At 73.0% G+C, this 26,211-nt stretch carries 25 protein-coding genes; 9 read left to right on the forward strand and 16 right to left on the reverse strand.

Annotated elements, in window-relative coordinates:
- Positions 1–27 precede the first annotated feature (27 nt).
- The 4 genes from AB0D49_RS29795 (at position 28) to AB0D49_RS29810 (ending at position 4,970) form a co-directional block, all read left to right on the forward strand.
- Positions 28–1,239, forward strand: coding sequence for a polyprenyl synthetase family protein (locus AB0D49_RS29795; RefSeq protein ID WP_362763044.1), 1,212 nt, complete (start codon positions 28–30; stop codon positions 1,237–1,239).
- Positions 1,236–2,774, forward strand: coding sequence for a phytoene desaturase (locus AB0D49_RS29800; protein WP_362763047.1), 1,539 nt, complete (start codon positions 1,236–1,238; stop codon positions 2,772–2,774). Before AB0D49_RS29795 ends, AB0D49_RS29800 begins: the two co-directional genes overlap by 4 nt.
- A gap of 118 nt (positions 2,775–2,892) precedes the next feature.
- Positions 2,893–3,981 (forward strand): phytoene/squalene synthase family protein, encoded by a 1,089-nt coding sequence (locus tag AB0D49_RS29805; protein ID WP_362763050.1) that lies wholly within the window; start codon positions 2,893–2,895, stop codon positions 3,979–3,981.
- Positions 3,978–4,970, forward strand: a complete 993-nt coding sequence (locus AB0D49_RS29810; RefSeq protein WP_362763053.1) for a DUF5914 domain-containing protein — start codon at positions 3,978–3,980, stop codon at positions 4,968–4,970. The genes AB0D49_RS29805 and AB0D49_RS29810 overlap by 4 nt, the downstream gene beginning before the upstream one ends.
- A 191-nt stretch (positions 4,971–5,161) precedes the next feature.
- Here AB0D49_RS29810 and AB0D49_RS29815 read toward each other — a convergent pair whose 3' ends face one another.
- A complete protein-coding gene (locus AB0D49_RS29815; protein ID WP_362763056.1) occupies positions 5,162–6,175 on the reverse strand; it encodes a MerR family transcriptional regulator in 1,014 nt (337 codons plus the stop codon).
- Positions 6,176–6,362: 187 nt separating this feature from the next.
- Here AB0D49_RS29815 and AB0D49_RS29820 point away from each other — a divergent pair, with 187 nt between their 5' ends.
- From AB0D49_RS29820 to AB0D49_RS29830, 3 genes are all read left to right on the forward strand, one after another.
- Positions 6,363–6,968 carry a sigma-70 family RNA polymerase sigma factor gene (locus AB0D49_RS29820; RefSeq protein WP_362763063.1) on the forward strand — a complete coding sequence of 202 codons (606 nt, stop codon included), beginning with the start codon at positions 6,363–6,365 and terminating at the stop codon, positions 6,966–6,968.
- An 86-nt stretch (positions 6,969–7,054) separates the two neighbouring features.
- A complete protein-coding gene (locus AB0D49_RS29825) occupies positions 7,055–7,396 on the forward strand; it encodes a Clp protease N-terminal domain-containing protein (protein ID WP_362763150.1) in 342 nt (113 codons plus the stop codon).
- Between the two features lie 299 nt (positions 7,397–7,695).
- Positions 7,696–7,866, forward strand: a complete 171-nt coding sequence (locus AB0D49_RS29830) for a hypothetical protein (protein ID WP_362763066.1) — start codon at positions 7,696–7,698, stop codon at positions 7,864–7,866.
- A 196-nt stretch (positions 7,867–8,062) separates the two neighbouring features.
- On the opposite strand, the gene AB0D49_RS29835 is transcribed toward AB0D49_RS29830, so the two are convergent.
- The 9 genes from AB0D49_RS29835 to AB0D49_RS29875 form a co-directional block, all read right to left on the reverse strand.
- Positions 8,063–8,272 carry a hypothetical protein gene (locus AB0D49_RS29835; RefSeq protein WP_362763069.1) on the reverse strand — a complete coding sequence of 70 codons (210 nt, stop codon included), beginning with the start codon at positions 8,270–8,272 and terminating at the stop codon, positions 8,063–8,065.
- A complete protein-coding gene (locus AB0D49_RS29840) occupies positions 8,262–8,963 on the reverse strand; it encodes a polyprenyl synthetase family protein (protein WP_362763153.1) in 702 nt (233 codons plus the stop codon). The genes AB0D49_RS29835 and AB0D49_RS29840 overlap by 11 nt, the downstream gene beginning before the upstream one ends.
- 1,335 nt (positions 8,964–10,298) lie before the next feature.
- Positions 10,299–10,436 (reverse strand): hypothetical protein, encoded by a 138-nt coding sequence (locus AB0D49_RS29845; RefSeq protein ID WP_362763072.1) that lies wholly within the window; start codon positions 10,434–10,436, stop codon positions 10,299–10,301.
- A gap of 51 nt (positions 10,437–10,487) precedes the next feature.
- Positions 10,488–10,985, reverse strand: coding sequence for a transmembrane transport protein (locus AB0D49_RS29850; protein WP_362763075.1), 498 nt, complete (start codon positions 10,983–10,985; stop codon positions 10,488–10,490).
- Positions 10,982–11,515 carry a sigma-70 family RNA polymerase sigma factor gene (locus AB0D49_RS29855; RefSeq protein ID WP_362763078.1) on the reverse strand — a complete coding sequence of 178 codons (534 nt, stop codon included), beginning with the start codon at positions 11,513–11,515 and terminating at the stop codon, positions 10,982–10,984. The genes AB0D49_RS29850 and AB0D49_RS29855 overlap by 4 nt, the downstream gene beginning before the upstream one ends.
- Before the next feature lie 454 nt (positions 11,516–11,969).
- Entirely contained in the window at positions 11,970–13,229 is a 1,260-nt protein-coding gene (locus tag AB0D49_RS29860; protein WP_362763081.1) for a hypothetical protein, read from the reverse strand.
- A complete protein-coding gene (locus tag AB0D49_RS29865) occupies positions 13,226–13,471 on the reverse strand; it encodes a hypothetical protein (protein WP_362763084.1) in 246 nt (81 codons plus the stop codon). Before AB0D49_RS29865 ends, AB0D49_RS29860 begins: the two co-directional genes overlap by 4 nt.
- Positions 13,468–14,154 carry a VOC family protein gene (locus AB0D49_RS29870; protein WP_362763087.1) on the reverse strand — a complete coding sequence of 229 codons (687 nt, stop codon included), beginning with the start codon at positions 14,152–14,154 and terminating at the stop codon, positions 13,468–13,470. The genes AB0D49_RS29865 and AB0D49_RS29870 overlap by 4 nt, the downstream gene beginning before the upstream one ends.
- A 61-nt stretch (positions 14,155–14,215) precedes the next feature.
- Positions 14,216–15,004: an Asp/Glu racemase gene (locus AB0D49_RS29875; RefSeq protein ID WP_362763090.1), complete on the reverse strand. Its 789-nt coding sequence runs from the start codon at positions 15,002–15,004 to the stop codon at positions 14,216–14,218.
- Positions 15,005–15,112: 108 nt separating this feature from the next.
- On the opposite strand from AB0D49_RS29875, the gene AB0D49_RS29880 reads away from it, so the two are divergent.
- Complete coding sequence (locus AB0D49_RS29880) at positions 15,113–15,916, forward strand: SDR family oxidoreductase (RefSeq protein ID WP_362763093.1); 804 nt, start codon at positions 15,113–15,115, stop codon at positions 15,914–15,916.
- Positions 15,917–16,409: 493 nt separating this feature from the next.
- The gene (locus AB0D49_RS29885) at positions 16,410–18,035 is read left to right on the forward strand and encodes an AMP-binding protein (protein WP_362763096.1); all 1,626 of its coding nucleotides are present in this window, start codon (positions 16,410–16,412) and stop codon (positions 18,033–18,035) included.
- A gap of 74 nt (positions 18,036–18,109) precedes the next feature.
- Here the strand turns inward: AB0D49_RS29885 and AB0D49_RS29890 are convergent, their stop codons facing one another.
- The 6 genes from AB0D49_RS29890 to AB0D49_RS29915 form a co-directional block, all read right to left on the reverse strand.
- Complete coding sequence (locus AB0D49_RS29890) at positions 18,110–18,826, reverse strand: TetR/AcrR family transcriptional regulator (RefSeq protein WP_362763099.1); 717 nt, start codon at positions 18,824–18,826, stop codon at positions 18,110–18,112.
- A gap of 25 nt (positions 18,827–18,851) precedes the next feature.
- A complete protein-coding gene (locus tag AB0D49_RS29895) occupies positions 18,852–19,592 on the reverse strand; it encodes an SDR family oxidoreductase (RefSeq protein WP_362763102.1) in 741 nt (246 codons plus the stop codon).
- 164 nt (positions 19,593–19,756) lie between these two features.
- A complete protein-coding gene (locus tag AB0D49_RS29900; protein ID WP_362763104.1) occupies positions 19,757–21,226 on the reverse strand; it encodes a benzaldehyde dehydrogenase in 1,470 nt (489 codons plus the stop codon).
- Between the two features lie 129 nt (positions 21,227–21,355).
- Positions 21,356–21,856, reverse strand: a complete 501-nt coding sequence (locus AB0D49_RS29905; protein ID WP_362763107.1) for a nuclear transport factor 2 family protein — start codon at positions 21,854–21,856, stop codon at positions 21,356–21,358.
- An 82-nt stretch (positions 21,857–21,938) separates the two neighbouring features.
- Positions 21,939–23,651 carry an FAD-dependent oxidoreductase gene (locus tag AB0D49_RS29910; RefSeq protein ID WP_362763109.1) on the reverse strand — a complete coding sequence of 571 codons (1,713 nt, stop codon included), beginning with the start codon at positions 23,649–23,651 and terminating at the stop codon, positions 21,939–21,941.
- 691 nt (positions 23,652–24,342) lie between these two features.
- The gene (locus AB0D49_RS29915) at positions 24,343–25,695 is read right to left on the reverse strand and encodes a cytochrome P450 (protein ID WP_362763112.1); all 1,353 of its coding nucleotides are present in this window, start codon (positions 25,693–25,695) and stop codon (positions 24,343–24,345) included.
- Between the last annotated feature and the right edge of the window lie 516 nt (positions 25,696–26,211).

Below are 26,211 nucleotides of genomic sequence, written 5' to 3' on the forward strand. Positions count from 1 at the left end.
CCCGCGCCGACGGCGAGAGGAACCGCGATGCGCTCCACCCCCGCGCCCGGCCTGCCCACGGCGGACCCGCCGCACAGGCCGTCCGCCGACCCCGCCGGGCCGGGCGGCGACGGTCCCGTGGAGGCGTCCGCCGTGGACGCCGACGTCCCCGCCGCGGTCGGCCGTGAGCTGCGCGCCCTGCTCGCCGTACGGCTCGTCGGGTGCCGTGAGCTGGACCCGGTGTTCGCCCGGGACATCGCGGAGCGGGTGGCGCACTTCGCCGGCCGCGGCGGGCGCCGTATCCGGCCGCGGCTGCTGTGGTGGTCGCTGCGCGCCTGCGGCGGCGAGGACGCGCCGCGCGTGCGGGCGGCCCTGCGGACGGCGGCGGCGCTCGAACTCGTCCAGACCTGCGCCCTCGTCCACGACGACCTGATGGACCGGGCCCCGGTACGGCGCCGCGGGCCGGCCCTGCACGCCGACCTCACCGCCCAGTACACCGGCGCCGCGCTCCCGCCCGCGGCCGAGCGGCTCGGCACCTCGGGCGCGCTGCTCGCCGGGGACACCGCGCTGGCCTGGGCCGACGACGTACTGACCGACGTCCTGCTGGACGGCGGGCTCCCGGACCGGACGGTGGCGCGGCTGCGCGGGGTCTGGCGGGCGCTGCGCACCGAGATGGCGGCCGGGCAGTACCTGGACGTCCAGGGCCAGGCCACCGCCGACCGCACCCTGACCCGCGCGACGCGCGCCGCGGAGCTGAAGAGCGCCCGCTACACCGTGGAACGCCCCCTGGAGCTGGGCGCGGTGCTCGCCGGAGCGGACGCCGTCACCACCGCCGCGCTGTGCCGGGCGGGCCGTGCCGCGGGCCTCGCCTTCCAACTGCGGGACGACCTGGACGACCTCTTCGCCGACCCCGGGAGCACCGGCAAACCCTCGGGCGGCGACATCCGCGAGGGGAAACCCACCTCCCTGCTGGCCATGGCCCGCGCCCTGGCCGCCGCGGGGGACCGGGACGCCCTCGGCGTACTGGACCGCTCCACCGGCCGCGCCGACCTGACGCCCGCCCAGCTCGCCGACGTCCGCGCGGCCGTCGTCGCCACCGGCGCCCCCGGCCTGATCCGCGCCCGGATCGCCCGGCTGACCGCGCAGAGCCTGCGCCACCTGGACGCGGCCACGCTGCACCCCGTCCCCGCCGCCCGGCTGCGCGCCCTCCTCGACGAGATCACCGCCACCCCGGACACGAGCACGGAGGCCGCCCGATGACCCGGAGCATCCAGGGACCCACCGACCATGTGGTCGTGGTCGGCGCCGGACTGGCCGGACTCTCCGCCGCCCTGCACCTGCTGGGCGCCGGGCGCCGCGTCACCGTCGTCGAACGCGGCAGCCGACCCGGCGGCCGGGCCGGACGGCTGGAACGCGGCGGCTACCTCATCGACACCGGTCCCACCGTGCTGACCATGCCGGACATCGCCGACGAGGCGTTCGCCGCCGTCGGCACCAGCCTGCGCGAGAAGGTCGAGCTGATCGCGCTGCGCCCCGCCTACCGGGCGCGGTTCGCGGACGGCAGCAGCCTCGACGTCCACACCGACGCCGACGCCATGGAGGCGGAGATCGAACGCTTCGCGGGCGGCGCCGACGCGGCGGGCTACCGCAGGCTGCGCCACTGGCTGACCGCCCTGTACCGGGCCGAACGCGGCCGGTTCCTCGACGCCGACTTCGACTCGCCGCTGCGGATGCTCACCCCCGACCTGCTGCGGCTCGCCGCGCTCGGCGGCTTCGGCCGCTGGCAGACCCGGATCGCCCGGCACCTGCGCGACGAACGGCTGCGCCGCGTCTTCACCTTCCAGTCCCTGTACGCGGGCGTCGCACCCGAACGCGCCCTGGCCGCCTACGCCGTGATCGCCTACATGGACACCGTCGCCGGGGTGTACTTCCCGCGCGGCGGCATGTACGCCCTGCCCCGCGCGATGGCCGACGCCGCGACCGAGGCGGGCGCCGACCTCCGCTACGGACACACCGTGACCCGTCTCGAACGCTCCGGCGAACGGATCACCGCCGTGGTGACCGACCACGCCCGCATCCCCTGCGACGCCGTCGTCCTCACCCCCGACCTGCAGGTGACCTACCGGCTGCTCGGCCGCACCCCGCGCCGCCCCGCCCGGCTGCGGCACGCCCCCTCGGCCGTGGTGCTGCACGCGGGCTGCGACCGCACCTGGCCCGAACTGGCCCACCACACCCTGTCCTTCGGCCACGCCTGGCAGCGCACGTTCCGTGAACTCACCCGCACCGGCGACCTGATGACCGACCCCTCCCTGCTGATCACCCGCCCCACCGCCACCGACCCCGGCCTCGCCCCACCCGGCCGCCATCTGCACTACGTCCTCGCCCCCTGCCCCAACACCGACATCGGCCCGCGCTCCACCGACTGGTCCGACCTCGCCCCCCGCTACCGCGACAGCCTGTTGCGCGAACTCGACCGCCGGGGCCTGACCGGCATCGCCGCCGCGATCGAGGAGGAATGCCTGGTGACCCCGGCCGACTGGAGCGCGGCGGGACACCCCGCCGGAACCCCGTTCTCCGCCGCCCACACCCTCACCCAGACCGGGCCGTTCCGCCCCCGCAACCTGGTGCGGGGCACCGCCAACGCCGTCCTCGCCGGTTGCGGGACCACTCCCGGGGTGGGCGTCCCGCCGGTCCTGCTGTCGGGGAAGCTCGCGGCTGCCCGTGTCACCGGTTCGGTGGGCGTCGGTCCAGCCGTCCGCCGTAGCGCGCGTGCCCGGGAAGGAGCCCGCCCGTGACGGTCCGGGATTTCGCCGCTGCCCGTGTCACCGGTTCGGGGGGCGTCCGCGCTGCCCGCATCACCGGCCCACCGCCCAGCCCGCGGCGTAGCGCGCCTGCCCGCGAAGGAGCCCGCCCATGACCGACCGCGAACTCGACGCCGCCGGCATCACCGACCCCCGGCTGCGCGCCGCCTACACCCACTGCCGCGCCCTCAACGCCCGCCACGGCCGTACCTACTTCCTCGCCACCCGGCTCCTGCCGCCCGACCGGCGCCCCGCCGTGCACGCCCTGTACGGCTTCGCCCGCCACGCCGACGACGTCGTGGACACCCCCGCCGCAGGCCCCGCCGCCGAGCCGTCCCACCGAGCTGCCGCGCTGGACCGGCTGACGGACGACCTCAGACACGGCCTGAACGGCGGCCCCGCTGACGACCCGTCCCACCAGGACCCGGCCCTGGTCCGGCTGACCGACGACCCGTCCCACCAGGACCCGCCCCTCGACCGGCTGACCCACGACCTCGGACACGGCCTCGACGGCGGCCCCGGCGCCGCACCGGTCGTCGCCGCCCTCGCCGACACCAGCCGCCGCTACGCCCTGGACCACCGCCACTTCACCGACTTCCTCACCGCCATGCGCAGCGACCTGACCGTCACCGACTACGCCGACTACACGGCACTGCGCGCCTATATGCACGGCTCGGCCGCCGTCATCGGCCTCCAGCTCCTCCCGGTCCTGGGCACCGTCGTCCCCCGCGCCGAAGCCGCTCCCTACGCCGCCGAACTCGGCGTCGCCTTCCAGCTGACCAACTTCCTGCGCGATGTGGGCGAAGACCTCGACCGGGGCCGCGTCTACCTCCCCCAGGACCTCCTCCAAGCCCACGGAGCCGACCGCGACCTGCTGCTCCACCTCCGCCGCACCGGCCGCTCCGACCCCCGAGTCACCGCCGCGCTCCGCGCCTTCGCGTCCCTCACCCGCGCCGCCTACCGCCGCGCCGCGCCCGGCGTGGCACTCCTCGACCCGGTCGCCCGCCCCTGCGTCCGTACCGCGTCGGTCCTTTACGGCGGCATCCTCGACGCCGTCGCCGCCGACGGCTGGTCGGTGCTGCACCGCCGCTCCGCCGTCTCCCCGGGCCGCCGCGCCTTGGTCGCCGCCGACGGCCTGCTGCGCCTCGCGGCGGCACGCCTCACCGCCCGCCGTACGCCCGTCCACGAGGGAGCCGTATGACGCCCGGCGCACCCCGCCGCAGGATCCCGCTGCTCCGCCTGCGCCGCCGCCCCGTCACCTGGGAACGTCAGCAACCCACCTGGCGCCAGGCCAAGCCCGCGCTCATCGCCGCCGCACTGGAGCGTGCCCGCGCCCGGCCCGGCGGGGACTGGTACGTCGCCGGCGCGACCGGCGACCTGTCCCCGCACCGCCCGCTGTCCGCCACCGTCGCCGGGCACGAGGCCGTGCTCTGGCGCGACGCCACCGGCCGTCTCGTCGCCGGGCCCGGCATCTGCCCCCATCTCGGCGCCCCGCTCGCCGACAGCCCCGTGCGCTGCGGCACCCTGGTGTGCCACTGGCACGGCCTCGCCCTGCCCGGCGGCCCCCACGCGGGCTGGCACCCCTGGCCCGCCCACGACGACGGGGTCCTCCTGTGGGTACGCCCCGAGGCCGCCGCCGACCCGCCCCCGGCCATGCGACGTCCCCCGGCGCGTGACGCCCTGACCGCCGTCCACACCGTCACCGGCGTCTGCGAACCCGAGGACGTCGTCGCCAACCGGCTCGACCCCTGGCACGGCGGGTGGTTCCACCCGTACTCGTTCACCGACCTGACGGTCGTAGCGGCGCCGGGGGAGGGCGCGGACCCGGACGCGTTCACGGTCGATGTCTCCTTCAAGCTGACCCACCGTCTGGTCATCCCCGTCCGCGCCGAGTTCACCGCACCCGCGCCCCGCACGGTCGTCATGCGGATCGTCGAGGGGGAGGGCACGGGCTCCGTCGTCGAGACCCACGCCACGCCTCTCGGGCCCGGCCCCGACGGCAGACCCCGGACCACCGTCGTGGAAGCCGTGGTCGCCACCTCGCACCGCCCCGGCTTCACCCTGGCCCGCCACGCCGCCCCCGTCCTGCGCCCCCTCGTCCGCCGCGCCGCGGGCCGCCTGTGGCGGGACGACCTGGCGTATGCCGAACGCCGGTACGCGCTGCGGGCGGCGGGGCGGTTTCCGGGGTGAGCGGCGGGGGTGACGCGGCGCGGGCGGGGCGGTGGGGTCACTGCCGTGGTGGCGGCCGGTGGGCGCTGTGCGTGGTCGGCCGCTTGTGACTCCGTTCGTCCGGCGACGGGACTACTGGTAGGTGCCGCGCGCCGCGGGCTGCCCTCCAGAGCGACCGGCGGACATGACTCCGCTCATCCGGCTCGGCAAGGTCACTCCCGCCCCGGCGGACGCCGCACCGCCCCCTCCGCCCCGGACAGCCCGCGGAGCATCCGCACCGCCGACCCGAGGCTCCCGCAGTGCGGGAACTCGACGGCCGTACGGCGGTCCCAGCCCGGCCCCGTCGGCAGCACCAGAGGGCGACTGCGCGCACCGGCGGGCCCCCACTCCAGCCCCGCCACATGCCGGGCCAGCGAGGGCGACGCCGTGGCACGGGCCTGCGCCCACAGCACCACGGCGGCCGGACCCGTACGCCGTACGCAGGCCAGTAGCGCCTCCGTCGGCACCGCGGCACCCAACATGCGGGTGGGCACCCGGGCCTCCTCCAGCGCCGCGTCCAGCGCCTCCAAGGGCAGTGAGTGCTGTTCGTCGGGTGCGCAGGCGAGCAGCACCGGCGGTCCGGCGGCCACGGACCCGTACGGGCGCGGCAGCAGCAGCGGTGCGCGCCGCAGCGCGGTGGAGATCTGCCACGACAGCAGATGCTCCACCTCCACATAACGATCCCCGGACGACTCCCACTTACGGCCCACCGCCCGCAGCGTCGGCACCATCACCTCCTCCCACGCGGTCACCAGCCCGTGCGCGGCGACCGAGTCCAGCAGCCGCGCCGAGAGTTCCGCCGCGTCCAGCCGCACCGCCGCCCGCGCCAGCCCTCGGCACTCCCGGCGGACATCACCGAGCGGCAGCCCACTGCCCGCGCCGCCCCGCCGGGCGCCCTCGCCGGGTGGCGGCAGCACTGTCTGCCCAGCGCCCGCACCACGCTTGAGTCTGGCCACGCGCGCGGCCTCGGCAGGCGGTACCCCGTCCGCCGCCAGTCGGCACATCTCCTCCACCATGGCCACATCCCCGGGCCCCCACCGCCGGTGACGTCCCTGCGACCGCAGCGCCGGTCCCAGCCCGTAGCGGCGGTCCCAGGAACGCAGCGTGGTGGGCGAGACCCCGAGCCGTCGGGCCACGGCCCCGGTGGTCAGCCCGGCGGCCCCGACTGCCGCCCCCTCGTCACTCATGTCGCCCCTTCTGCCGGGTTGCTGTGCACGCCCTCACCCTAGGGCGCCATCCGATGCGATATCGATGCGAGTTGTTGACGGCACGACCCCCGACAGATCCTCGGGACGGCGCGGAACAGACGCGGCGGGACGGGTGCGGCGGCCCGCGCGGACGCCCCCCCCGAGCCTCACGAGGAGAGATGCGGTCATGAAGCGTGCCCTGACGGCGACCGGCCCGGCCACAGGGCTCGGCGAACGGACCCCGACCCCCGGGCCCGACCTCGCGGACGAAGCCGACTGGACAGCCCTGCACCGGCAGTGGGAGGGCCTCGTGCGGGGACTGGCCCGGCAGGCGCTCGGCGACCCCGGCGAGGCCGAGGACGTGGCCCAGCAGGTGTTCACCGCCGCCTGGCGCGGCCGACGCGGATACGCCCCGGAACGCGGAACGCCCTCCGCCTGGCTGGTCGGCATCACCCGCCGCAAGGTCGCCGACGCGCTGGCCGCCCGCGCCCGCAGGGACCGGCTGGCCGCCGCCGCGGGCGCCCTGTCCGGCACCCGGGACCCCGAGACGACCGGCGGCCCGGACGCGACCCTGGACCGCCTCGTGGTGAGCCACGCCCTGCGGCGCCTCAACTCCCCCCAACGCCGCGTCCTGCACCTCGCCTACTACGAGGACCTCACCCAGACCCAGATCGCCGACGTCACGGGCTGGCCGCTCGGCACGGTCAAGAGCCATACCCGGCGGGGGCTGGACCGGCTGCGGGTGTGTTTGGAGGACGACGGGGTGGTGGGGAGGGCGGGTGCGCGGGGGTGAGGGCTTGCAGAGCATCGCAGTGTCGATGTGATCGAAAGGAGCACTTTGCTCCTCAGTAAACCCCTGGCACGCAGCGGAGGTCTGACCTGAGCCGAGATCGGTGGAATCCCGGGTGTGAGCAGGCAGGCGGCGCAGCAGCGCTTCGTGCCCAGGGCCGCGCCCCCGGCGCGCTCGACGCCGCCGCCTACGAGCGCTTCACTCCCCGCGCACAGGCGGTCCTCACCGCGAGCGAGGAGGAGGCGCGCGCCGCGGGCCACGCGTACCTCGGGACCGAGCACGTCGTTCTCGGCCTGCTGAGCCAACCGGACGGGCTGGCGGCGCAGTACCTGCTGGGGAAGACGACGCCGGAACGGCTGCGCGCCGAGATGAAGCCGTGGGTCATGAGACCTGAGGTCATGAGGGCCGAGATGCCACGCCCGATGGCATGACCCCGGTGCCACGCACCGCAGTGACCGCAGTGACCAAGTCAAAGTCCGGCGATGCCCCGACGACTACTCGACGGGATCGCCGTCGTGAATCGAGCACAGGAGCCCGGCGATGACCGGGTAGAAGATCTCCGTGCAGGGCGCGCAAGGCACCCAAGGCGCGGACCCGCGCCGCTGGAAGGTTCTCATGGTGATCTGCAGGGCGCAGTTCATGCTGATGTTGGACACCACCCGCGATCAATGTCGCTCTGCCCGACCTCAGTCAGGCCCTGGACCTCAGCTGGGAGGCGTTTGCCTGGGCCGTGAGCATCTATGTGCTGTTCCTCGGCGGGCTGCTGCTCGACGGTCGGCTCGCGGGCATCTTAGGTGCGCGGCCCATGACCCTCACCGGTTTCTCCGTCTTCACGCTCGCGTCGCCGACCAGCGGCCTGGCCCAGGACGAGACCGTGCTGATCGTCGGGCGTGTGCTGTAGGGCATCGGGGGTCTTGCGCATCTTCGACAAGAGTCCTGTTGCAGGTGTGGCCGTGCGACCGACAGGGAACTCCCCAGTACGCCACATCGTCCCCTTCGCCGAGGGGACGGCACTGCGATGCGACAGCCGGTCGACAAGGCCGCGCGCCTCGGACAGAAGGGCGGCTGTCCGCTTGTGAAGCCTGCGCTGGTGGTGGTCATGGGGTGCTCTCCCGCCACAGCGCGACGCCAGGCAGAGACCGGTCCGTCATCGCGGCCAGCAGCGCCCGCCCGGCACCGGTGAAGGGGCTCCTCGCCGCGACTTCCAAGCCCTCCCACCGCGGTTGGGCGATCATGGCCCGCACACGGCCCACCGCCCCCGTATCGATGATCACTCCCCGTAGCTCGGCCAGTTCGTCACCGCTCATCCCGGTACACCCGGGCAGGCGTCCCGTGACCCTCCGCTGCGCGGCCGTTCCCCCGGGCGGCGAGTGCGACGACGACCGTGTGCTTGGCCTCCCGCAGATCCTCCCCGCTCTCCTCGTCGGCTGTGACGTCACCCAAGTCGTTCTGGAGCTGGAACGCCTCCCCCAGTAACCGGGCGTATCCGGCAAGCGCGTTCATCGCCCGCCGATCCGCCCTGGCCGCTACCGCGCCGATCAGCAACGGCCCGCGAACCGTGTAGGCGCCCGTCTTGGAGTGGATCACGGCGAACGCCTCCTGCACACTGGTGGACGGTCCCGGCAGCCCGGCCAGGTCCAGCAGTTGTCCGTGCGGCAGCTCGCTGCGCATCGTCCCGAGATGAGTGCGGGCAGTGGTCGGCACCTCGGGTTCGTACAAGTACTGCAAGCACCACTCAGCCCACAGCGCAGCCAGATCGCCCAGGAAGACCGCGGCTCCGACAGCGTGCCAGGCGTCCCCACCGCGCAGCCCCCCCACAGTCCACGTGCAGTGTGGGCCGCCCAGTCGCCATCTGGAACGATCGACGACGTCGTCGTGCGCGAGAGCATGGCCGTGCAGGAGTTCCAGTCCCACACTGACGTCGGTCAGGCGCGGGGGCGGTGGTGTGTCGTCGACCGCTCGCCAGCCGACCTGGCAGAAGAAGGGGCCGCACCCGATTGCCGGGCCCGGACAGGGAAGCCCGCAGAGCGGCCACCGGTGCGCTCAGGCCGTCGGCGCCGGGCTTCTCGGGCGGCTGCTTCCTTGCCAGGAAGTGTGCAGGGCACAGTCGACGGCGGCGCGGGCGCTCGTCAGGAATGCATACGCGGCGGCTGTTTCCGCCTCACTCGGCCCACAAGCCAGTACCGATGCGCTCATCAGTCCTCCTCTGGTTCCCCCTGTTTCCGCAACCGTCTTCGAGCTGAACCACTCGACCGCGGTGTGACAGCGTCACGCTCCAGGAGGATGCCCTTGGACGAGTGCAGTGGCTGAGCTGATCAGAGCAGAGGCTCCCACCGCGCGAGCCGCGTTACGCCCGAGCATGCGGTGCTGAAAGGTGGTCTCGCTGCGCAGGGAACGCAGCTGGGCCGCCGGGGGCGGGGAGTCCACAGGGGAGCTGGAGGGCGACGACGGCCAGCGCATTGCCGAGCGGCGGTACGGGTCGTGAGGCGAGCGTGTGCTGATGGCAAGGTGGGCGCGCAGGCCCTGATGGGGACGAGTCCAGTGCTGGGGGTGCCGGGTGCTCAAGGTGGCGGTGACGGCGGCCAGGGCGACCTGGTTGAGGCTGGCCCGATGAATCCGGGCGACCTGGTGCGGTGCAGGCGGGCGAGCTCGACCGTGATGGTGCGGGCCACCCGCCGTCCCGTGGGCGGGGTGGCGAGAGCGGGCCAGTGCGTGGTCGGCCGCAGCGGCGGCAGCAGATCTTTGATGACTGGAAGGCGTGGTGCGCCTTGTAACCGATGGCATAACCATCGGCGCACCTCACCCATAGGAAGCAAGCAACGCCCTGCCGAACGGGGGCGAACTGCGAGTCCGCTCAAAGCCTCGCCGCCCGTGCCACCCGAGGCGGCACGGCCGCGCCGCCACCCGCACTCGCCTTCCTGCCCGATGTGTCACCGGGCTGATGACGCAACAGGCGGGTCGGCCATCGATCACACGGCGTCAACGGCGAAGGTCAGTCCAGTCGCTCACAGCTGTTCGGATCTACCGGGTGGCCGGTCCACGCGCTGTCAGCGGATCAAGTGCCCCCGGCCTGTGTCTCGCAGACACAGGGGAAGCCCGTTGCCGTCCCGGCTCTGGGAGCGCCAGACCCGGCTTCGGTTGCCGCAACTCCGCTGAGCCACACGACTGGGGGTGCAGCTCCAGCTCAGACGCTCCCGCGTGGCCCGTCGGTGGTCGTCCGAACCCGAACGCCCACGCGTCGTCGTCACCGGCATCGGCGTGAATGCCCTGGCGGTCTCGGCCTTGAGGAGACAGAGGCCATGGTGCGGTGGAAGCCCGGCTCGGGTCGCAAGCTCAGGTCAGGAGCAGGCCGACACCGATCAGCAAGGCGGTACAGGCCAGGGCCGCGACGACCAGGACGGTGCGCTTGCTTGCAGCGCGGAGGCGGAGCGCGAGTGCCAGCAGGCCGATCGGAGGAGTCCCGTTGTCCATGTCCGTCTCCTTGACGGTCCGGGTGGTCTTGGCTTGGGCGAATTCGGCTGCTCAGGGGGTGTCTTGTCGCAAGGCGTCCCGCAGTCGCAGTAGTTCGCGTCGGCGGCGCCGCGCCCGTACCAGGGTGAGCATCGCGGCGGCGGTGACGGCGACTCCGCCCGCGGCGGTGGCCACCACGTCGGTGGTGCTGCCGCGGACCGCAGCCAGCGTCACCCCGGCCAGGGCGGTCACCACGGTCGCCGCCACGGCGATCCCGGCGGACAGCACCCGGTCCCGGGCGAATAGTGGCCGACGCCTGCTGAGCACCCATCCGGCGAAGACGGCCCAGACCAGGCCGACGGCGATCAGTCCGGCGAAGACGGCCCGGGTGCGCGTCGGCAGAGCATTCGGCTCAGTGGCCCACAGCATCGCGATCACGGCCGCGCCGCATCCCCCGGCCAGACCCGCAGCCACGTGGCGCAGCCTGGACCGCAGCGACACCTCCGCGGCCAGCGCGCGCTCCAGTCGCTCGGGCACAGCCCGCTGCGCCGCGCGGTGCTGCTCGCTCATGCCTCGTATCCCTTCTCGGTGAGGTGGTTGCGCAGCATGCGCCGGGCGCGGTGCAGCCTGCTCTTGACCGTGCCGGACGGTACGCCGAGCACCTCCGCGCAGGAAGCCAGTGGCATGTCCTCCAGGTGGAAGAGAATCAGCACCTCGCGCTCCAAGGGCGGCAGAGCAGCGAGACCTGTCTCGATCTGCATCGTGGTGAGCACGCCGCTGAGCCCGTCGTCGGCGACGACGGCCGTGGCTTCCGCCATGGCTGTGTCCGGGGCCCTGTATGTCTGCCGCAGGTGGTCGGTGACCGTGCGCCGGGCAATGGTGAACAGCCAGGGGGCGAACCTCTCCGGCTGTCGCAACCGTGGCAGACCGCGCACCACCGCGATCCACGCCTCCTGAACGAGATCGTCCGCGAGGTACGAAGAGCCGACCATGCCCCGGACATAACGCCACAGTGGGGGGTGCCACAGGGCCACCAGCTCGCGGAACGCCTCCCGCTCCCCAAGCTGGCAGCGCACGACCAGCAACCCATCGTTGCCCACCACACCTCCTTGCCCTGCACCGTCCGTCGCATACACAGTCGGCCTTCGGGGCGGAAAGGTTCACGGGGTCTTGAGCAGCCAGTCGAAACGCCGGTCGCAAGCCGAGTTTCCCCCTTGATCACGACTTCGGACGGGGTCCAGCGTGTACCAGGCGACCGCACATGGGCTATCGCCAGTCCGCCATGGGCTGCTGGGCGACGGCCGTCCTGGCTGACGGGGCTGGCCGAACAGCTCCTGGGCGAGGAACCGGCACTCCTGCCCGCCCTGCCCCCGACCCCGCCGTCGCCTGCTCCGGGCGGGCGCCGCCGCTGGGTCTGTCTTACCTGGCGCCCTCCGTCCGGAGTTGCCGTGGTACGCCGCCCCCGCTCGCCCTGGGTGCTGCTCGTCGGCATGGACGTACCGGGCGGCGTCCGCGGTCACGCCCGCGCCCGGAACCGGCGTCCCACGCCCCCGCTCACCCCGCCAGAGGAAACCGCTCTCCCAGCCACCCCCCGATGACCTCCCCGGCGAGGCTGCTGCCGGTGGGTTCGCCCTCGGCTATGGGGCCGCCGAAGTGCAGGCCCCGTACCCGCGCGTGGGTACGGTCCACCGCGCCGAGGGTGTCCGCCATCGCCTGGGCGTCGGCCGGGAACGACGCCTGGTCGCCGGTGAGTTCGACGAGCAGGGCCGGGGCGGTGACTCCGGGGGCGCAGCGCAGCAGGTCGGCGTTGCTGGACAGGCCGGACCAGGTGGACAGCCAGGCCCCCGGCGTGGAGAGCCGGCCGAAGCCGACCAGCCCGTAGTTGATGAGGTCGGGACGGGAGCCGAAGAGCGAGCCGTAGGGCCGCTCGTTGGGATCGAGTGACGGGTCGACGCCGCGCAGGTCGGCGTCGGTGCGGTACACGGTGATGAGGCGGGGGGCCAGGGACCGCCTGCGGTCGGCCGCGGAGCCCGTGCGTCGGTGGCTGCGGCGGGCCGCGTCCGACTCCGCCGCGAGTTCCCTGGCACGGGCGTCGATACGGGCCACCCGCTCCCGCTGGGCGGCACGGTAGCGGGTGATGAACCCGGGGTCGTAGGACGAGGGGGCGGGCGGTTCGGCGAAGCCGTTGGCCGCGGCGTAGGGGTCGAGGTCGGGGTCGATGGAGAGCGGATCGGACTCGTCGGTGACCGAGGGGTCGATCAGCCGGGTCAGCAGGGCCCCCTGTCCGGGGTGCGGCGCCAGGAACACGGCCGCGTCGGGCCGGGGCAGCCGGGCACTCGCTAGGTCGACGGGTCGGCCGCCGGGGGTGCGCGCGATGCGCTCGGCGGGGGGCAGTCCGGCCTGCTGGTGGTAGAGCGCGGTCAGGGTGCCGCCGCCGGAGTGTCCGAGGGTGACCACGTGGTCGAATCCGGCGTCGCGCAGGAACCCGATCCCGGCGCCCAGGTCGAGCACCGCCTGCTCGTGCAGCAGGTTCAGGTCGTTGTTGACGGAGCGGGCGCCCTGGGTCCAGACGGCGGCGCCCCGGGCGAGCAGTTCGGGGACCATCACATGGTGGGTGAAGTCCTGCCGGGGGTGCATCAGGACGACGACGGTCCGGGCGCCCGGTACGACCCGCAGCACCCCGGAGACCTTGGCGCCGTCCGAGGTGGTCAGCTCATGGAGGGTGGAGATGGTGTGGTCGGGGATGTCCCGTGCGGCGATGTACCTACCGGCGCCCAGCCGCGCGGGTGGCTGTCGCGGGCTTCGGGGCGTCATCGGGACTCCACGCGCAGGGCGTTCTTGTCGTGCTGGGTGATCCGGGAGTCGAGCAGCCCGGCGACCGCGCTGTACCAGACGGCGTGGCGGCATCCGGTGGCCCGACGGTCGACCACGATCGCGCCGGGCGAAGTGATCCGGAAGTAGGGGCCGACCCGCTCGATCCGCACCCGCGGGTCCCGGGCGGCTACCTCGGGCACGGTGGTGTTCTCCGGGACGTCGAGGACGAAGAAGGTGCTCATGCGCCGGCCCTCCCCGCCTGTGCCGGGGCCTGGTCGGCAGCGGAGTCCGGACCGGTGGCCGTACCGGCGTCCTGCCAGCCCTGGGCGCGCTCCAGGATCAGCTCCGCCTTGCGGGTGAGGAGCTTGTCCATGGACGGCTCGGGGCCCGAGGCCACCTCCACCAGGGCGTCGACGGTGAGCGCGGCGTCCAGGTCCTCCTGGGGGGTCACCGGGCGCAGGGCCCGGGTGATCTCCAGCATGTAGCCGTTGGGATCGTGGGTGTAGATGGACTCGATCGTCTCGTGCATCACCTGCATCTCGACGGGCCATTCGGAGGCGTCGAGGCGGCGCCGGTACTCCAGCAGATCCCGCTCGCTGTCCACATGGATGGCCAGATGCCGGGAGTTGACGAAGAACTCGGGGACGTCGTCGGCGAAGCGGGCGTAGACATCGCCCACGGGGAGGTCGCTCTGCGGCGGTTCGAAGCCGAAGTAGTAGAAGAACGCGATCCGGTCGCCGGAGCCGATGTCGAAGAAGAAGTGGATGAAGTCGGGGTGCCGCTCCGGCCCCCAGCCCGCCGCGCAGATGGAGTGCACCACCGGGAACTGGAGCACGTCCCGGTAGAAGCGCACGGTGCCGACGGGGTCGAAGGTCGGGAACGCGGAATGGTCGACGCCACGCACCCGGTGGACGGGCAGATTCATGAGTCGTTCTCCTGGGATGGGGGGAGGGGGAGGCTGTGGGCGCGCATGGGGGGCGCCTCGGTTACGGGCCCGGCGGCGGGCCGGTGTGTCCGGCGACAGCGGCGTCGGCGCGCAGCAGGCTTCCCGCGCCGGGGATGTCGACGGTCAGCCGGAATCGGCGCAGCAGGGCGTAGGCGCCCGCGGTGGCCGCGCTGAGCACCGGGATCCCGAACTCGTCCTCGGCGCTCTGGATCAGGTCGAGGGACGGCATCTGCACACAGGCCGACAGGACGAGCGCGTCCACCCCGGTGAGGTCCAGGTCGCGGGCCGCCGCCATGATTTGCTCGCCGGGGATGCGTCCCACCTCGGCGTTGTCGTCGACCTCCAGGGCCCGCCAGTCGGCGACGTCGAAGCCCTCGGCGCGCAGATAGGCCACGACCTGCTCGGCCAGCGGACGGCGGTAGGGGGTGACCAGCGCGATACGGCGGGCGTTCACGGCGCGCAGTCCCTCGCTGAGGGCACCGGCGCTGGAGAGGACCGCGGCACTGGCGCCGCCGGTCGAGAGCTGCTCCCTGATAGCACCCTCCACCCGCTCGTGCTCGCCGGGGCCGCCGACCATCACGGCGACCAGGCACGCGTACAGCAGGGCATCGACACCGGCGTCGCCCAGCTCCAGGACACAGCGCTCGCGCTGCGCGTTCATCGCCCTGAGCTGTTCCGGGGACACCGTGTGCATCCGCATCCGGCTGGCGTGGAACGAGAACTCGGCGCTGGGGTGACGGCCCAGGATGCGTGGCATCTCGGTCTCGACCGTGATGTTCGAACTGGGGACGACCAGCCCGATCCGGTGAGGGGTCGACGTCGGCGTCATGGTCCGCTCCTCGTAGTTGACGTATGTGACTAGTTTTCGACACGCAAGTAAACATGTCAACCGTCTGATCCCTTGACTGTCGACAGTCACGTCGATACTTTTACATATATGACGAACAGTGAGAGCAGCAACGAGGGCAGCGCCGCCACCGGTGCGCCGCGGACCTATGTCGTCACCGGCTCCGCCTCCGGTATCGGCCTCGCCACCAGGGCCCATCTGGAGGCCCAGGGGCACCGGGTGATCGGCGCCGATCTGCGCGACGCCGAGGTGATCGCCGACCTCGGCACCCAGGACGGGCGCCGCGCCCTGATCGAGGGCGTCACCGAGCACAGCGGCGGGCGGATCGACGCGATCCTCGCCGTCGCCGGGGTGGACATCGCGGGCCCGCCGACCGCCGCGATCAACTACTACGGGGCCCTCGCCACCATGGACGGGCTGCGCCCCCTGCTGAAGGGATCGCCCGCGCCCCGCGTCGTGGCGGTCTCCTCCATCACCTCGGTCCACCCCTTCGACCAGGAGCTGCTGGACCTGCTGCTGGACGGCAAGGAGGAGGACGCCCTGGCCAGGGCCGCCGAGGCGCCTCAGGTCTACGCGACCACCAAGCGGGCGCTGTCCCGCTGGATACGCCGCCAGGCCGTCGCCCCGGAGCGGGCGGGCGCGGGCATCCCGCTCAACGCCGTGGCCCCCGGACTCGTCCGCACCGAGCTGCTCAAGCGGCTCTTCGAGGACCCGGAGACCGAGCGCCGTATCCAGGCGGGCAGCCCCATGCCGCTCGGCGGCCCCTACGAGCCCGAGGACGCGGCGGAGCTGCTGGCCTGGCTCAGCAGCGAGAAGAATGGTCATATGACCGGGCAGACCATCTTCCTCGACGGCGGCGCGGACGTCGTCCTGCGCGGCGACACCACCTGGTAGCCCGGCCTGCCCGCAGCCGAGGGCCCGTCAGCGGCCCGTCGCCAGGCCCTCAACGCCGCAGCGACGGGCCGACGGTGAGCCCGACGACCCGCCCGGCGGCCTGCTCCGTGACGGGCCCGACGACGAGAAGAACGAGCGCCACAGACATGTCCAGCAGGATGAACACAGGGAGAAGTCGACGATGAGTTCCCCCCGAGGAGGCGGCACCGCCGAGACCGTGCCCGGGGCCGAGGCCGGGGACACGGACCCGGCAGGGCCACCGCCGGGCTCGCCCCCGGACCCCGGTCCGGAGCCCGGTCCGGAGCCTGGGACAAGCGCGGCGGCGCGAGCCCGGAAGGGAACCACGGCCCCGGCGGGACCGGCGGACCGGGCGCCCAAGGCGACCCACACGGCCAGCCCAGGCGGCACAGTCGGCTCAGCCCACCCGGCCCAAGCACCGACCCCGGGCCCGGTCGGCGACGACCCCGGCCTGATCCCGTACCCGGCGGACACAGTGGCCCGCTACCGCGCCGAGGGACTCTGGCAGGGGCGGTCGCTGCCCGTCGAGCTGATGGCGGCGGCCCGCGCCCATGGTGAGCGCACCGCCCTGATCACCCCCGAGGTCCACTGGACCTATGCCGAACTGTCGGCCACCGCCGCCCGTTTCGCCGCCGGGCTGCTCGCCCGCACCCGACTGCGCCCCGGGGACGCGGTGATGTTCCAGATGGGCAATGTCGCCGAGACGGTGGTCGCGTATCTGGGCTGTCTGCTGGCGGGGATACGGCCCGTGTGCACCCTTCCCCAGCACGGCACGCGGGAGATCGCCGTACTGGCCCGCCACATCGGCGCCCGGGGGCTGGTGCTCCAGGCCGACTTCGGGCGCGGACAGCTCCCCGACCAGGCCCGCACCCTGCTCGCCGACGGGGCCGTCGAGGAGGCCGTCGTCGTGCGCGGCGAGGTCTTCGGGACCGCCGTCGGCTACGACGATCTCCTGAGCGCCGGAGCCACCGCCGATCCCGCCGCGCTGCCCTACCACGCGCTGCCCCCCGAGGGAGTGGCCGTCTTCCAGCTCTCCGGCGGCACCACCGGCCTCCCCAAGATCGCCCCCCGCCAGCACGAGGAGTACGCCTACAACGGCGCCCTGTGGGCCCGCACCCTGGGCTGGGGCGAGGGCACGGTCGTGCTGTACCCGCTGCCGATCATGCACAACGCGGGGGTCTCGCTGGCCCTTCAGCCCGCCCTGCTCAGCGGGGCGACCCTGGTGCTCGCGCCCTCCGCGGACACCGGCACCCTGCTCGACCTGATCGAGCGGACCCGGCCGCAGGTACTGCCGCTGGTGCCGCCCGCGCTGGCGATCCGGCTCCTGGAGGAACCCCGCAGCCACCGCACCGACCTGTCCTGTCTGACGGACTTCGTCGTGGGCGGCCAGAAGCTCGCCCTGGAGGTCGCCGAGCGGCTGCGGGACGAGCTGGGCATCGCCGTGCGGCAGAAGTTCGGGATGGCCGAGGGCATGTTCCTGCTCACCCCGCCCGGCGCCACCGAGTGGCTCCGCCATCACACCGTCGGCGCCCCGCTGTCCCCGCTGGACGAGATCCGGATCCTGCGGCCGGGCGGCGACGAGGAGGTGCCGGACGGGGAGATCGGCGAACTGTGCGTCAGAGGGCCGTACACGATCCGGGGTTACTACCGGGCCGAGCGCCACAACGCCTCGGCGTTCACCCCGGACGGTTTCTACCGCACCGGGGACCTGGCCCGGCGTCACCGGCGGGACGGCGTCGTCGCGTACTCCATCGACGGGCGGATCAAGGACGTCATCAACCGGGGAGTGGAGAAGATCCACGCCGATGAGGTCGAGGACCTGGTCATGCGGCATCCGGACGTAGCCAATGTGGCGCTGGTCGCCATGCCCGATCCGGTGCTGGGTGAGCGGGCCTGTGCCTATCTGGTGATGGAGCCGGGCCGCCGGCCGCTGACCGTGGCCACGCTCGGGGCGTTCCTGCTGGGCGAGGGGCTGGCCAAGTACAAACTGCCCGAGCGGGTGGAGAGCGTCGAATCGCTGCCCCTGTCGAATGTCGGCAAGGTCTCCAAGAAGGACCTGCGGCAGGACATCGAGGCCAAACTGACGGCGGAGACGGCCTGACACCACGACGAGGGCGCCCCTTCCCGCCGGGAAGGGGCGCCCTCGTCGTGGTGTCGCGCCCTGCGTGCGGAGGTTCAGCTCTCCCTCGGCAGCAGCCGTTCCAGCGCGTCCAGACCCGAGCGCGCCATCATCAGGGCCGAGCGGGCGGAGTCCGCCGGAGCGGACGGGCTGTCGGCGCTGACCAGCATGTCGATCGCGGACTGGGTGAGTTGCCTGGCCACGGCGTCCACGTCGTAGTCGGAACCGGGGTGGTACCACCAGGCCACCCAATTGCACATCCCGAGCACGGTGAAGGCCGCCACCCGGGCGTCGACCGGCTTGAACTCACCGGCCTCGATGCCGTCCTCGATCACCCCGGACAACTGCGCCAGCACATCGCGCCGGGCCTGCCGGTGCCGGATACGCAACGGCTCCGGGAGCATCGACTCGGACTGGTCGAGCACCCGGAACTGATGCGGCGCGGCGGCCCGCTGCCGGACCAGCAGATCGGTGAGCGCGCGCAGCTTGCCCTGGTGGGACAGATCGGTACGGGACCGGATCTCGCCGAGGGAGTCGGCGAGCGCCAGCCCGATCTGCTCCACCAGCATCTCCAGCAGTTCCTCCTTGCTGGAGACATAGTGGTAGAGGGCCGTGCGGGACACCCCGACGGCGGTGGCGACATCCTGGAGCGTCGTGGTCTCGTACCCCTTCTCGGCGAACAGCATCGTCGCCTTCTCCAGGACGTCACGCGTGACGAGCGAGCGCCGCGTGGTGCTGCGGCGCCCGCTCTCGGATGTCTTTCCTCTGGTCATGGGCAGATCGTAGGGGACGCCCGCCTCAGAGGCGGACGAGCCCGCCGTCGGCCATGATGGTCTGCCCGGTCACCCAGGCACTGTCCTCGGAGGCGAGGAAGAGGACTGTACCGACGATGTCCTCGGCCTCCCCGGGCCGCTTGATGGCCTGGCCATCGGCCAGTGTCCGCACCACCTCGGGGTCGATGCCGGCCCGGCCGCCCGGGGTGAGCGAGGCGGTGGGGCCGACCGCGTTCACGGTGATCCCGTCGCCCCCGACATCGGTGGCGAGCCCGCGGGTGAAGCCGATCGAGCCCATCTTGCTGGCCATGTAGTGGCTGAGCCCGGAGGCGGGGAGTCCGACGGAGTTGGAGGTGATGTTCACGATCCGCCCCCAGCGGCGCTCGGTCATCAGCGGCAGCACCGCCTTGACCATCAGGAACTGCGAGTCGAGATTGATCCGCAGGACGCGGTGCCACAGCTCCAGATCCACCTCCCGGAAGGGAGCGTTGGGGTAGACACCCGCGTTGTTGACCAGGATGTCGCAGCGCCCGAACTCCTCGTCGAGCAGGGCCCGCAGGCGCGGAACCGTGTCCGGGTCGGAGACGTCCGCGATGAGTTCGGCCGCCCGCACACCGGCCGCGCGGACCTCCTTGACGGTCTCCGGGGAGGCGTTCAGATCGACGGCGACGACATCCACGCCCCGGGCGGCGAGCCCGGCGCAGATGGCGCGGCCGAATCCCTGGGCGGCGCCGGTGACGACGGCGACACGGCGGTCGGCGTTCATGGGAGTCCCTGGCCTTTCTTCGTGAGCTGATCTTTTGGTGGAGCGTGGGGGGGAGTGGGGGAGAGGCCGGGACCCGTGGCGCCCCCGGCGTCCGCCCCCGGCCGCCTCCCTGGGCGTCCGCCCCGGGAGTCCATCCCGGGCGTCCGCCCCGGCCTCCCGTCCGGTCAGAACGGGTACGTGGGAATCTCGGCGCGGCTGGTCAGCCACTGCCACTCGGAGAACTGGTCGGCGTTGGTGAGCGTGCTGTGGTTGAAGCCGTTGCCGGACGCGCCGACACCGCCGATCGGCCCGTACACCTCGTGCAGCACCGTCTGGTCGTTGATGTGGACGACACCGGAGTGCAGCCGGTCGGCGATCCGCTGGGCGTGGGCCTGGTCGCGGGAGACGACGGCGGCGGCGAGGCCGTACTCCGAGAGGTTGGCCAGCTCGATGGCCTCCTCGTCGGTGGCGAAGGTGGTGATGGCCGCGACCGGTCCGAAGATCTCCTCGTCGAAGGCGGGCGTGCCGGGGCGCACCCCGGTCAGCACGGTCGGCTCGAAGAAGAGGCCGTCCCGGGAGCCGCCTGCGGCCAGTACGGCCCCCTGGTCCAGGGACTCGCGCACGATCCGCTCGGCACGCGCGGCCTGCGACTCGTTGACGACCGGCCCGACGAAGACGCCGTCCGCCATGGGGTCGCCGACCTTGAGCGCCCTGGCCCGGCGGACCAGGGCCGCCGTATAGGCGTCCGCGACGGACTCGTGCACGATATGGCGGCCCGCGGTCAGGCAGATCTGGCCCTGGTGGAAGAAGGAGCCCCAGGCGCCGGCGCTGGAGGCGGCCTCCACATCGGCGTCGTCCAGGACGACATAGGGGTTGTTGCCGCCGAGTTCCAGGGAGACCCGCTTGAGCAGTCCGCCCGCGACCGAGCCGATCTCGCGTCCCGCGCGGGTCGAGCCGGTGAAGCTGACCATGTCCACGCCGGGGTCCTTGACCAGGGCCCGTCCGGTGTCCACCGCGCCGGGCAGCACATGCAGCAGCCCGTCCGGCAGACCGGCGTCCGCCAGTAGCCGGGCGAACAGCACCCCGCCCGCGATCGGCGTCTGGACATCGGGCTTGAGCAGCACCGCGTTGCCCATCACCAGGGCGGGCGCCACCGCGCGGGCGGCCAGCAGCAGCGGTGAGTTCCAGGGAGTGATCACCCCGACCACCCCGATCGGTATCCGACGGGCGACGCTCTGTCTGCCGGGCTCGGCGCTCGCCACCTGGATGCCCTGCGGACCACTGCCGAGGGCGGCGGCCTCCAGCACCTCACGGGCGGTCATATGGGTCTCCCAGTCGCCCTTGAAGCGGACCGAGCCGGTCTCCCGGATGAGCTGCTCGGTGATCTCCTCGGCGTGGGTGATCAGCAACTGCGAGAAGGCGCGCAGCACGTCCCCGCGCTGCGGGGCGGGTACCTGGGCCCAGGCGGCCTGCGCCCGGTGCGCGGCGGCGGCGGCCGACGCCACATCCGCCTCGGAGGCGAGACCGGCCTGCCCGAGGGTTTTGCCGGTGGCCTTCTCCAGGACCTCGACGGTGCCCAGGCCCCCGTCCCGCCAGCCATCGCTGTAGATCTTTCCCTGCCAGTCGGCGCCGGGGGCGAAGAGTGTGTCAGACATGAGTACCTCTGGGGTCATGGCCGGCATCGGCGGGATGCCGGATGCCGGATGTCGGTGGGTTCACTGTGGGATGTACCTGGTGGGTTGCACGTGCTGGATCGCACCTGCTGGGGTGCGCCGCCAGGTCGGTCAGCGGGTCTCGCTGCCCGCCTTGGGCCGCCAGTTCTCGATGGGGGTCAGATAGTGCAGGTCGAAGGAGCGCTCGACGATGCCCCAGCGGCCGTCGCGGCGCTCGAACCTGTCCCGGTACAGGCCGCCGATCTGGGTGGGGCCGGTGGTGTTGTCGATGGTGAAGGCGTCCAGCGCGGTCTCGGCGGTGGCCGTGTCGCCGTCGAGGTCGACGTCGATCAGGGCGTTGGACATCCAGTGGTGCATGTGCGGCGTCTGGGCCCACATGCCGTGCGCGGCCTCGATGATGGCGTCGACCCCGGTGAAGGTGCCGAAGGGGGCGCCGAGGTCCAGCCGCGCGCCCTCGTGCCAGATGCCCCGCAGCGCGTCGGCGTCATGGCGGTCGAACGCCTGCGCGTAGAGATGGACGAGCCGCTCGACGGCCGCCCGGCTCTCCAGCGCGTCGAGCCGGGCGAGCAGGGCCTCGACCGTGCGGTCAGGCGTGTTCGTGGTGCTGGTCATCGAGGTTCCCTCTGTCGTGGTGTCGGAGGTGAAGGAGGGCAGGGGCGAGGGTGCGGGTACGGGGCCTTGGGCGGGCGGCCGGTCAGTTGGCGACCGGCAGGGAGTCGCCGCGGGGTGGGGTGCCGGTGTGCGTCCCCGTGGCGGGGCGGGACGGCAGGGCCGCGGCGTGCCGTCCGGCGAGATGGCCCGCGGTGATGATGGGGCCGAGGGTGGCGCCGCCCGCCCAGTAGCTGCCACGGGACATCGCGGCGGCACAGTTGCCCACCGCGTACAGCCCGGGGACGGGGTCTCCCGCGCGGGTGAGTACCCGGCCGTGCGGGTCGGTGCGGGGGCCGCCCTTGGTGTCGAGGGTGGCCGGGGCGAGGAGGATGGCGTAGTACGGGCCCTGGGCGGCGATCGGCCACATGGTCTCGTTGCGGTCGTTGCCGGGTCGACCGCCCATGTTGAAGTAGCGCTCGATGGGGGTCTCCCCACGATGGAAGTCCTCGTCGCGGCCGGTGCGGGCGAAGGAGTTGTAGCGGTCGACGGTGGCGCGCAGGGTGTCGGTGAAGTGGTCGTCCAGGGTCCAGCCGCCGGTGTGTCCCGCGTACCGCGTGAGCCGGGCACGGACGGCGTCCGCCAACTCGTCCAGGGTGTCGCCGCGCACGATGTGGGACTGGTCGCCGCCGTCCGGGACCATCGGGTTGCCGTACTTCTCGCCGGAGTGGTGGTGCTTGGCGGACTCGTCCCAGACCATCACCAGCAGCAGATTGGGGTACTCGGCGCGCTGTGACTCCCAGCTCCAGAAGGTGGGGACGAGATCCTGGTAGGGGGCCTTCTCGTTGACCACCCGCCGCCCGAACCGGTTGACGAAGATCATGCTGTCGCCGGGGATGCTGAAGGAGCAGACGGCGTCCGGCCGGTCGGCGACCGCCCGGTCCAGCACCATGGGGGCCAGCCAGGCGCCGTTCATGTTGGCGAGGTCGGCGCCGAGCGCCTGGGCGATGGGGAGGAAGTCGCCGGTGTTGGACTTCGCCGCGCAGCCGCCGAAGACCGGGCCGGGCAGGGAGCTGGTGCGCAGGCCGACATCGTGGGTGAAGCCGCCGCTGGCGAACACCACCGCCTTGCGGGCCCGGAAGGCGACCTCGCCCTCGGCGGTCTCGGCGACGACACCCACTACCTCGTCGTGTTCGTCCACGACGGCCCGGACCACGCGGTGACCGGTGCGCAGATCGACGCCGCGCCGGTGCGCCGCCTCGGCGAAGACGGCGATCATGTCGGTCCCGTCCCCGATCTCGCCGGGGGCTCCGCCGCACCGGTGCGGGTAGATGATCCGGCCGTACGGCGACTCGTTCTCCGGCATCTGCGCGTAGTAGTCGGGCTGGATGTCCCACGGGACGGGCTCCAGCGCGCCCCACGCGGTGAGGGTCTCCACCGCGTCGCCCGCGTGGTCGTAGAACGCCTCCGTCATCGTGTACTCCCACTCGGTGAGTCCGAGCCGGGGATGGGCGGGGTCGTAGGAGGCGGGGGCGGTGAGCCGGGCCATGTGACGCAGCGCGGCGTCCTTGGGGTCGCGACGGCCGGCGGCCCGGATGAAGTGGTTGTCGGGAACCCAGTACGCCGCCGCGGCCTTCTTCGTGGTGCCGCCTATCGCGGGGGCCTTCTCCAGTTGGATGACCGTCGCGCCGAGCTGGGCGGCGGTCACGGCGGCGGCGAATCCACCGGCGCCCGTCCCGATCACCAGTACGTCGGCCTCGGCGGTGATCCGCGCGTCCGCTTCCCGGCACAGCTCCGGGCCGAAGAGTCGATACGTCACGCTTCCTCCTTGATGGCGCGCCGCACGGCCCGCGCGCTCTGTCGCCCCACCGCGCCGGTGCCGGGCGGCCCGTCCTGGCGGCGCAGGGCATGCCGCGGCGATGGGCCCTGACCGGCCCCGGGGTACGGCGGCTCCGCCCGGTACGGCTCACCAGGTCGGCGTGATCCCACGATGGACCCGCGCGAACCTTTCGGTCAACCCTTGCGTCAAACTATTGACTCTTGCGTCGACTCCGGGTGATCCTTGAGGCATACGGCGACGCGGACAGGGGGACGTCGGTGACGTCGGTCGCGGGGGCATAGCCATCGACAACCTCGGACTGCTGCGAGCAGTGCCGGTGAGGACTGCGAGCGGGCAGGCACGGGGTTGGGCCGGTCGCCGCCGCTCACCCCTCGGTGCGCGCGATCAGAGTCGACGGCGGCTTCAGCGGCCTGCTCCAACCAGGCGCGGCCCGCCGCTCCCGCGCACACCATCCCGGCGCTCGAGGACGTCACCGTCCCGCTCGGGCACAGCTTCATGTGACCTGCGCGGTGCTCAGCCGGGCCGCGGCGTCTCATCTGCCAGCGCGGCGGCCCCATGCGGAGAAGGCAAGAGTGGCTAGGTTCTGTAGTCCGGGTCCTTCGACGAAGTCACGGTCAGCTATCAGGCGCCGAACGGCCCGGGGCGCCCGCGCTGTCGTCTCCCGTCGTCGTCACACCGCACTGTCCGTGCCGGTACCGCCCCGGCCACGCAGGCGCATGGCGAGTCCCTTGGGTTTGAGGGTGATGTGGCGGGCCGGGCGGACGGGTGGTCCGGGGAGGGGGTCGAGTTGCCAGCGGGAGGCGAGAGTGGCGAGGGCGAGGGTGGCTTCGTTGAGGGCGAACGTCTCGGCGATGCATTTGCGGGGACCGCTGCTGAAGGGCAGGTGGGTGCCGGGGGGCGGTTTGGGGGCATCCAGCCATCGGTCGGGGTCGAAGCGGTCGGGATGGGGGTAGAGGTCGGCGCGGCGGTGGATCTGGTAGGCACTGAACACGATGGTGCTGCGGGCGGGCAGGGGATGTCCGCCGAGGTGGGTGTCGGTCGTGACGGTCCGGGTGAGGAGCCAGGCGGAAGGGTAGAGCCGCAGCGTCTCCTGGACGATCCGGCCGGTGAGTTCGAGCGCGGGGAGATCGTCGTGCCGGGCCGGGCGGCCGGCCAGCACGGTGTCGACCTCCATGTGCAGCCGGTCGCGGATGTCGGGGTGGGTGCCGAGCAGATACCAGACCCAGGAGAGCAGGATCGCTGTGGTGTCGATGCCCGCGAGGAGGAAGGTGATGATCTGGTCGTGGATCTCGGCGTCGGTCAGCCCCGGCCCGCTGTCGTCCTCGGCCAGCAGCATCGACAGCAGATCGCCCTGGTCGACGCCGCGCGTCCGGTAGCTGTCGATCAGGGTGGCGGTGAACTCTCGCAGATACCGCTGCGTCCGCAGGTAGCGGCGGTTGGCCGGGGTGGGAAGCCGGTGGAGGGCGGCGATGGGCAGCGCGGTCCGCCGGGCGATGCCCTGGGTGACCACATCGGCGCTTCGGCGCAGCGAGAGCAGGTCGGCCGCGTCCGTCGCGGAGGCGAACAGACACCGTGTGGTCACCGCGGTGGTGAGCCGGTACATCAGAGCGAGGACGTCGAGGGTCTCGCCGTGCCGCCAGGGCTCGGCGAGTGCCGCTATCTCCTGGGCCATGGCGGCCGAGTAGCCGGGCAGGCGCGAGCGGTGGAAGGCGGGCTGGAGCAGTCTGCGCTGTCGGCGGTGGTCATGGGCGGGACAGCCGAGCAGACCGTTGCCCGCGGTCTTGCGGAAGGTCTCGAAGACCGGCCCGCCCTTGTCGAAGACCCGGTCCTCGGACAGGACCCGGTGGAGCAGATCGGGATGGCAGACCACATGGGCCGTCAGCGGGCCCAGCCGGACCTGTACCAGGTCGCCGTGGCCGGGCAGTTCCCGTATGAAGTCCACCGGTCGGCGGGCGAACGCGGCGGCGTGGCCGATCACGGGCAGCGCGCCCGGCGCCTGTGCCAGCGTGTAGGTAGGGCTCACAGGTGATCATGCCTCCAGATCACTGCGGGGACCCGGGGGATCGAGGGGGCGGGGTCCGGGGTCCTGTCCGGTTCCGTCGGTTCCGCTCGCGGGCGGGAAGGGGGGACGGGAGTCACCCGCCCGAGGCGGAGGAGAGTGCTACCCCGGGGCGGTCGCGGGTATGCGGTTGCCCGGTGGGGCAGGTCCCGGCTGGCGTGAAGTGTCCGCCCGTAGTCCGATACGGCTCCGGCCCACGCGGACCGGGCGGGAAGGAACCTCGTGGGGGCTGACTGCGGCGCGTTCGGTGACCGGGCCGGTGCAGCGGCGGGTGGCGAGGCTGAAGTGCAAGTTGGCGCGTATCCAGCGGGCGGGACCGGCTGCTCCCGCGCTCGGCGTCGATGACGCCGGGTGACGTGGAGTCCGGCGGGCGTACCGCTCCCGCGCTCGGCTCCGACCCCGCCGGGTGACGTGGAGTCCGGCGGGCGTACCGCTCCCGCGCTCGGCGCCGACCACGCCAGGTGACGTGGGGTCCAGCGG

The sequence above is a fragment of the Streptomyces sp. NPDC048290 genome (assembly GCF_040652095.1).
Lineage (GTDB): Bacteria > Actinomycetota > Actinomycetes > Streptomycetales > Streptomycetaceae > Streptomyces.

Coding starts and splice junctions, on each gene's coding strand:
- AB0D49_RS29865 (WP_362763084.1), bottom strand. CDS start 13,471: ATGAGCACCTTCTTCGTCCTCGACGTCCCGGAGAACACCACCGTGCCC.
- AB0D49_RS29810 (WP_362763053.1), top strand. CDS start 3,978: ATGACGCCCGGCGCACCCCGCCGCAGGATCCCGCTGCTCCGCCTGCGC.
- AB0D49_RS29815 (WP_362763056.1), bottom strand. CDS start 6,175: ATGAGTGACGAGGGGGCGGCAGTCGGGGCCGCCGGGCTGACCACCGGG.
- AB0D49_RS29850 (WP_362763075.1), bottom strand. CDS start 10,985: ATGAGCGAGCAGCACCGCGCGGCGCAGCGGGCTGTGCCCGAGCGACTG.
- AB0D49_RS29860 (WP_362763081.1), bottom strand. CDS start 13,229: ATGACGCCCCGAAGCCCGCGACAGCCACCCGCGCGGCTGGGCGCCGGT.
- AB0D49_RS29795 (WP_362763044.1), top strand. CDS start 28: ATGCGCTCCACCCCCGCGCCCGGCCTGCCCACGGCGGACCCGCCGCAC.
- AB0D49_RS29835 (WP_362763069.1), bottom strand. CDS start 8,272: ATGAGCGGTGACGAACTGGCCGAGCTACGGGGAGTGATCATCGATACG.
- AB0D49_RS29875 (WP_362763090.1), bottom strand. CDS start 15,004: ATGACGCCGACGTCGACCCCTCACCGGATCGGGCTGGTCGTCCCCAGT.
- AB0D49_RS29845 (WP_362763072.1), bottom strand. CDS start 10,436: ATGGACAACGGGACTCCTCCGATCGGCCTGCTGGCACTCGCGCTCCGC.
- AB0D49_RS29800 (WP_362763047.1), top strand. CDS start 1,236: ATGACCCGGAGCATCCAGGGACCCACCGACCATGTGGTCGTGGTCGGC.
- AB0D49_RS29895 (WP_362763102.1), bottom strand. CDS start 19,592: ATGAACGCCGACCGCCGTGTCGCCGTCGTCACCGGCGCCGCCCAGGGA.
- AB0D49_RS29905 (WP_362763107.1), bottom strand. CDS start 21,856: ATGACCAGCACCACGAACACGCCTGACCGCACGGTCGAGGCCCTGCTC.
- AB0D49_RS29820 (WP_362763063.1), top strand. CDS start 6,363: ATGAAGCGTGCCCTGACGGCGACCGGCCCGGCCACAGGGCTCGGCGAA.
- AB0D49_RS29870 (WP_362763087.1), bottom strand. CDS start 14,154: ATGAATCTGCCCGTCCACCGGGTGCGTGGCGTCGACCATTCCGCGTTC.
- AB0D49_RS29880 (WP_362763093.1), top strand. CDS start 15,113: ATGACGAACAGTGAGAGCAGCAACGAGGGCAGCGCCGCCACCGGTGCG.
- AB0D49_RS29805 (WP_362763050.1), top strand. CDS start 2,893: ATGACCGACCGCGAACTCGACGCCGCCGGCATCACCGACCCCCGGCTG.
- AB0D49_RS29890 (WP_362763099.1), bottom strand. CDS start 18,826: ATGACCAGAGGAAAGACATCCGAGAGCGGGCGCCGCAGCACCACGCGG.
- AB0D49_RS29900 (WP_362763104.1), bottom strand. CDS start 21,226: ATGTCTGACACACTCTTCGCCCCCGGCGCCGACTGGCAGGGAAAGATC.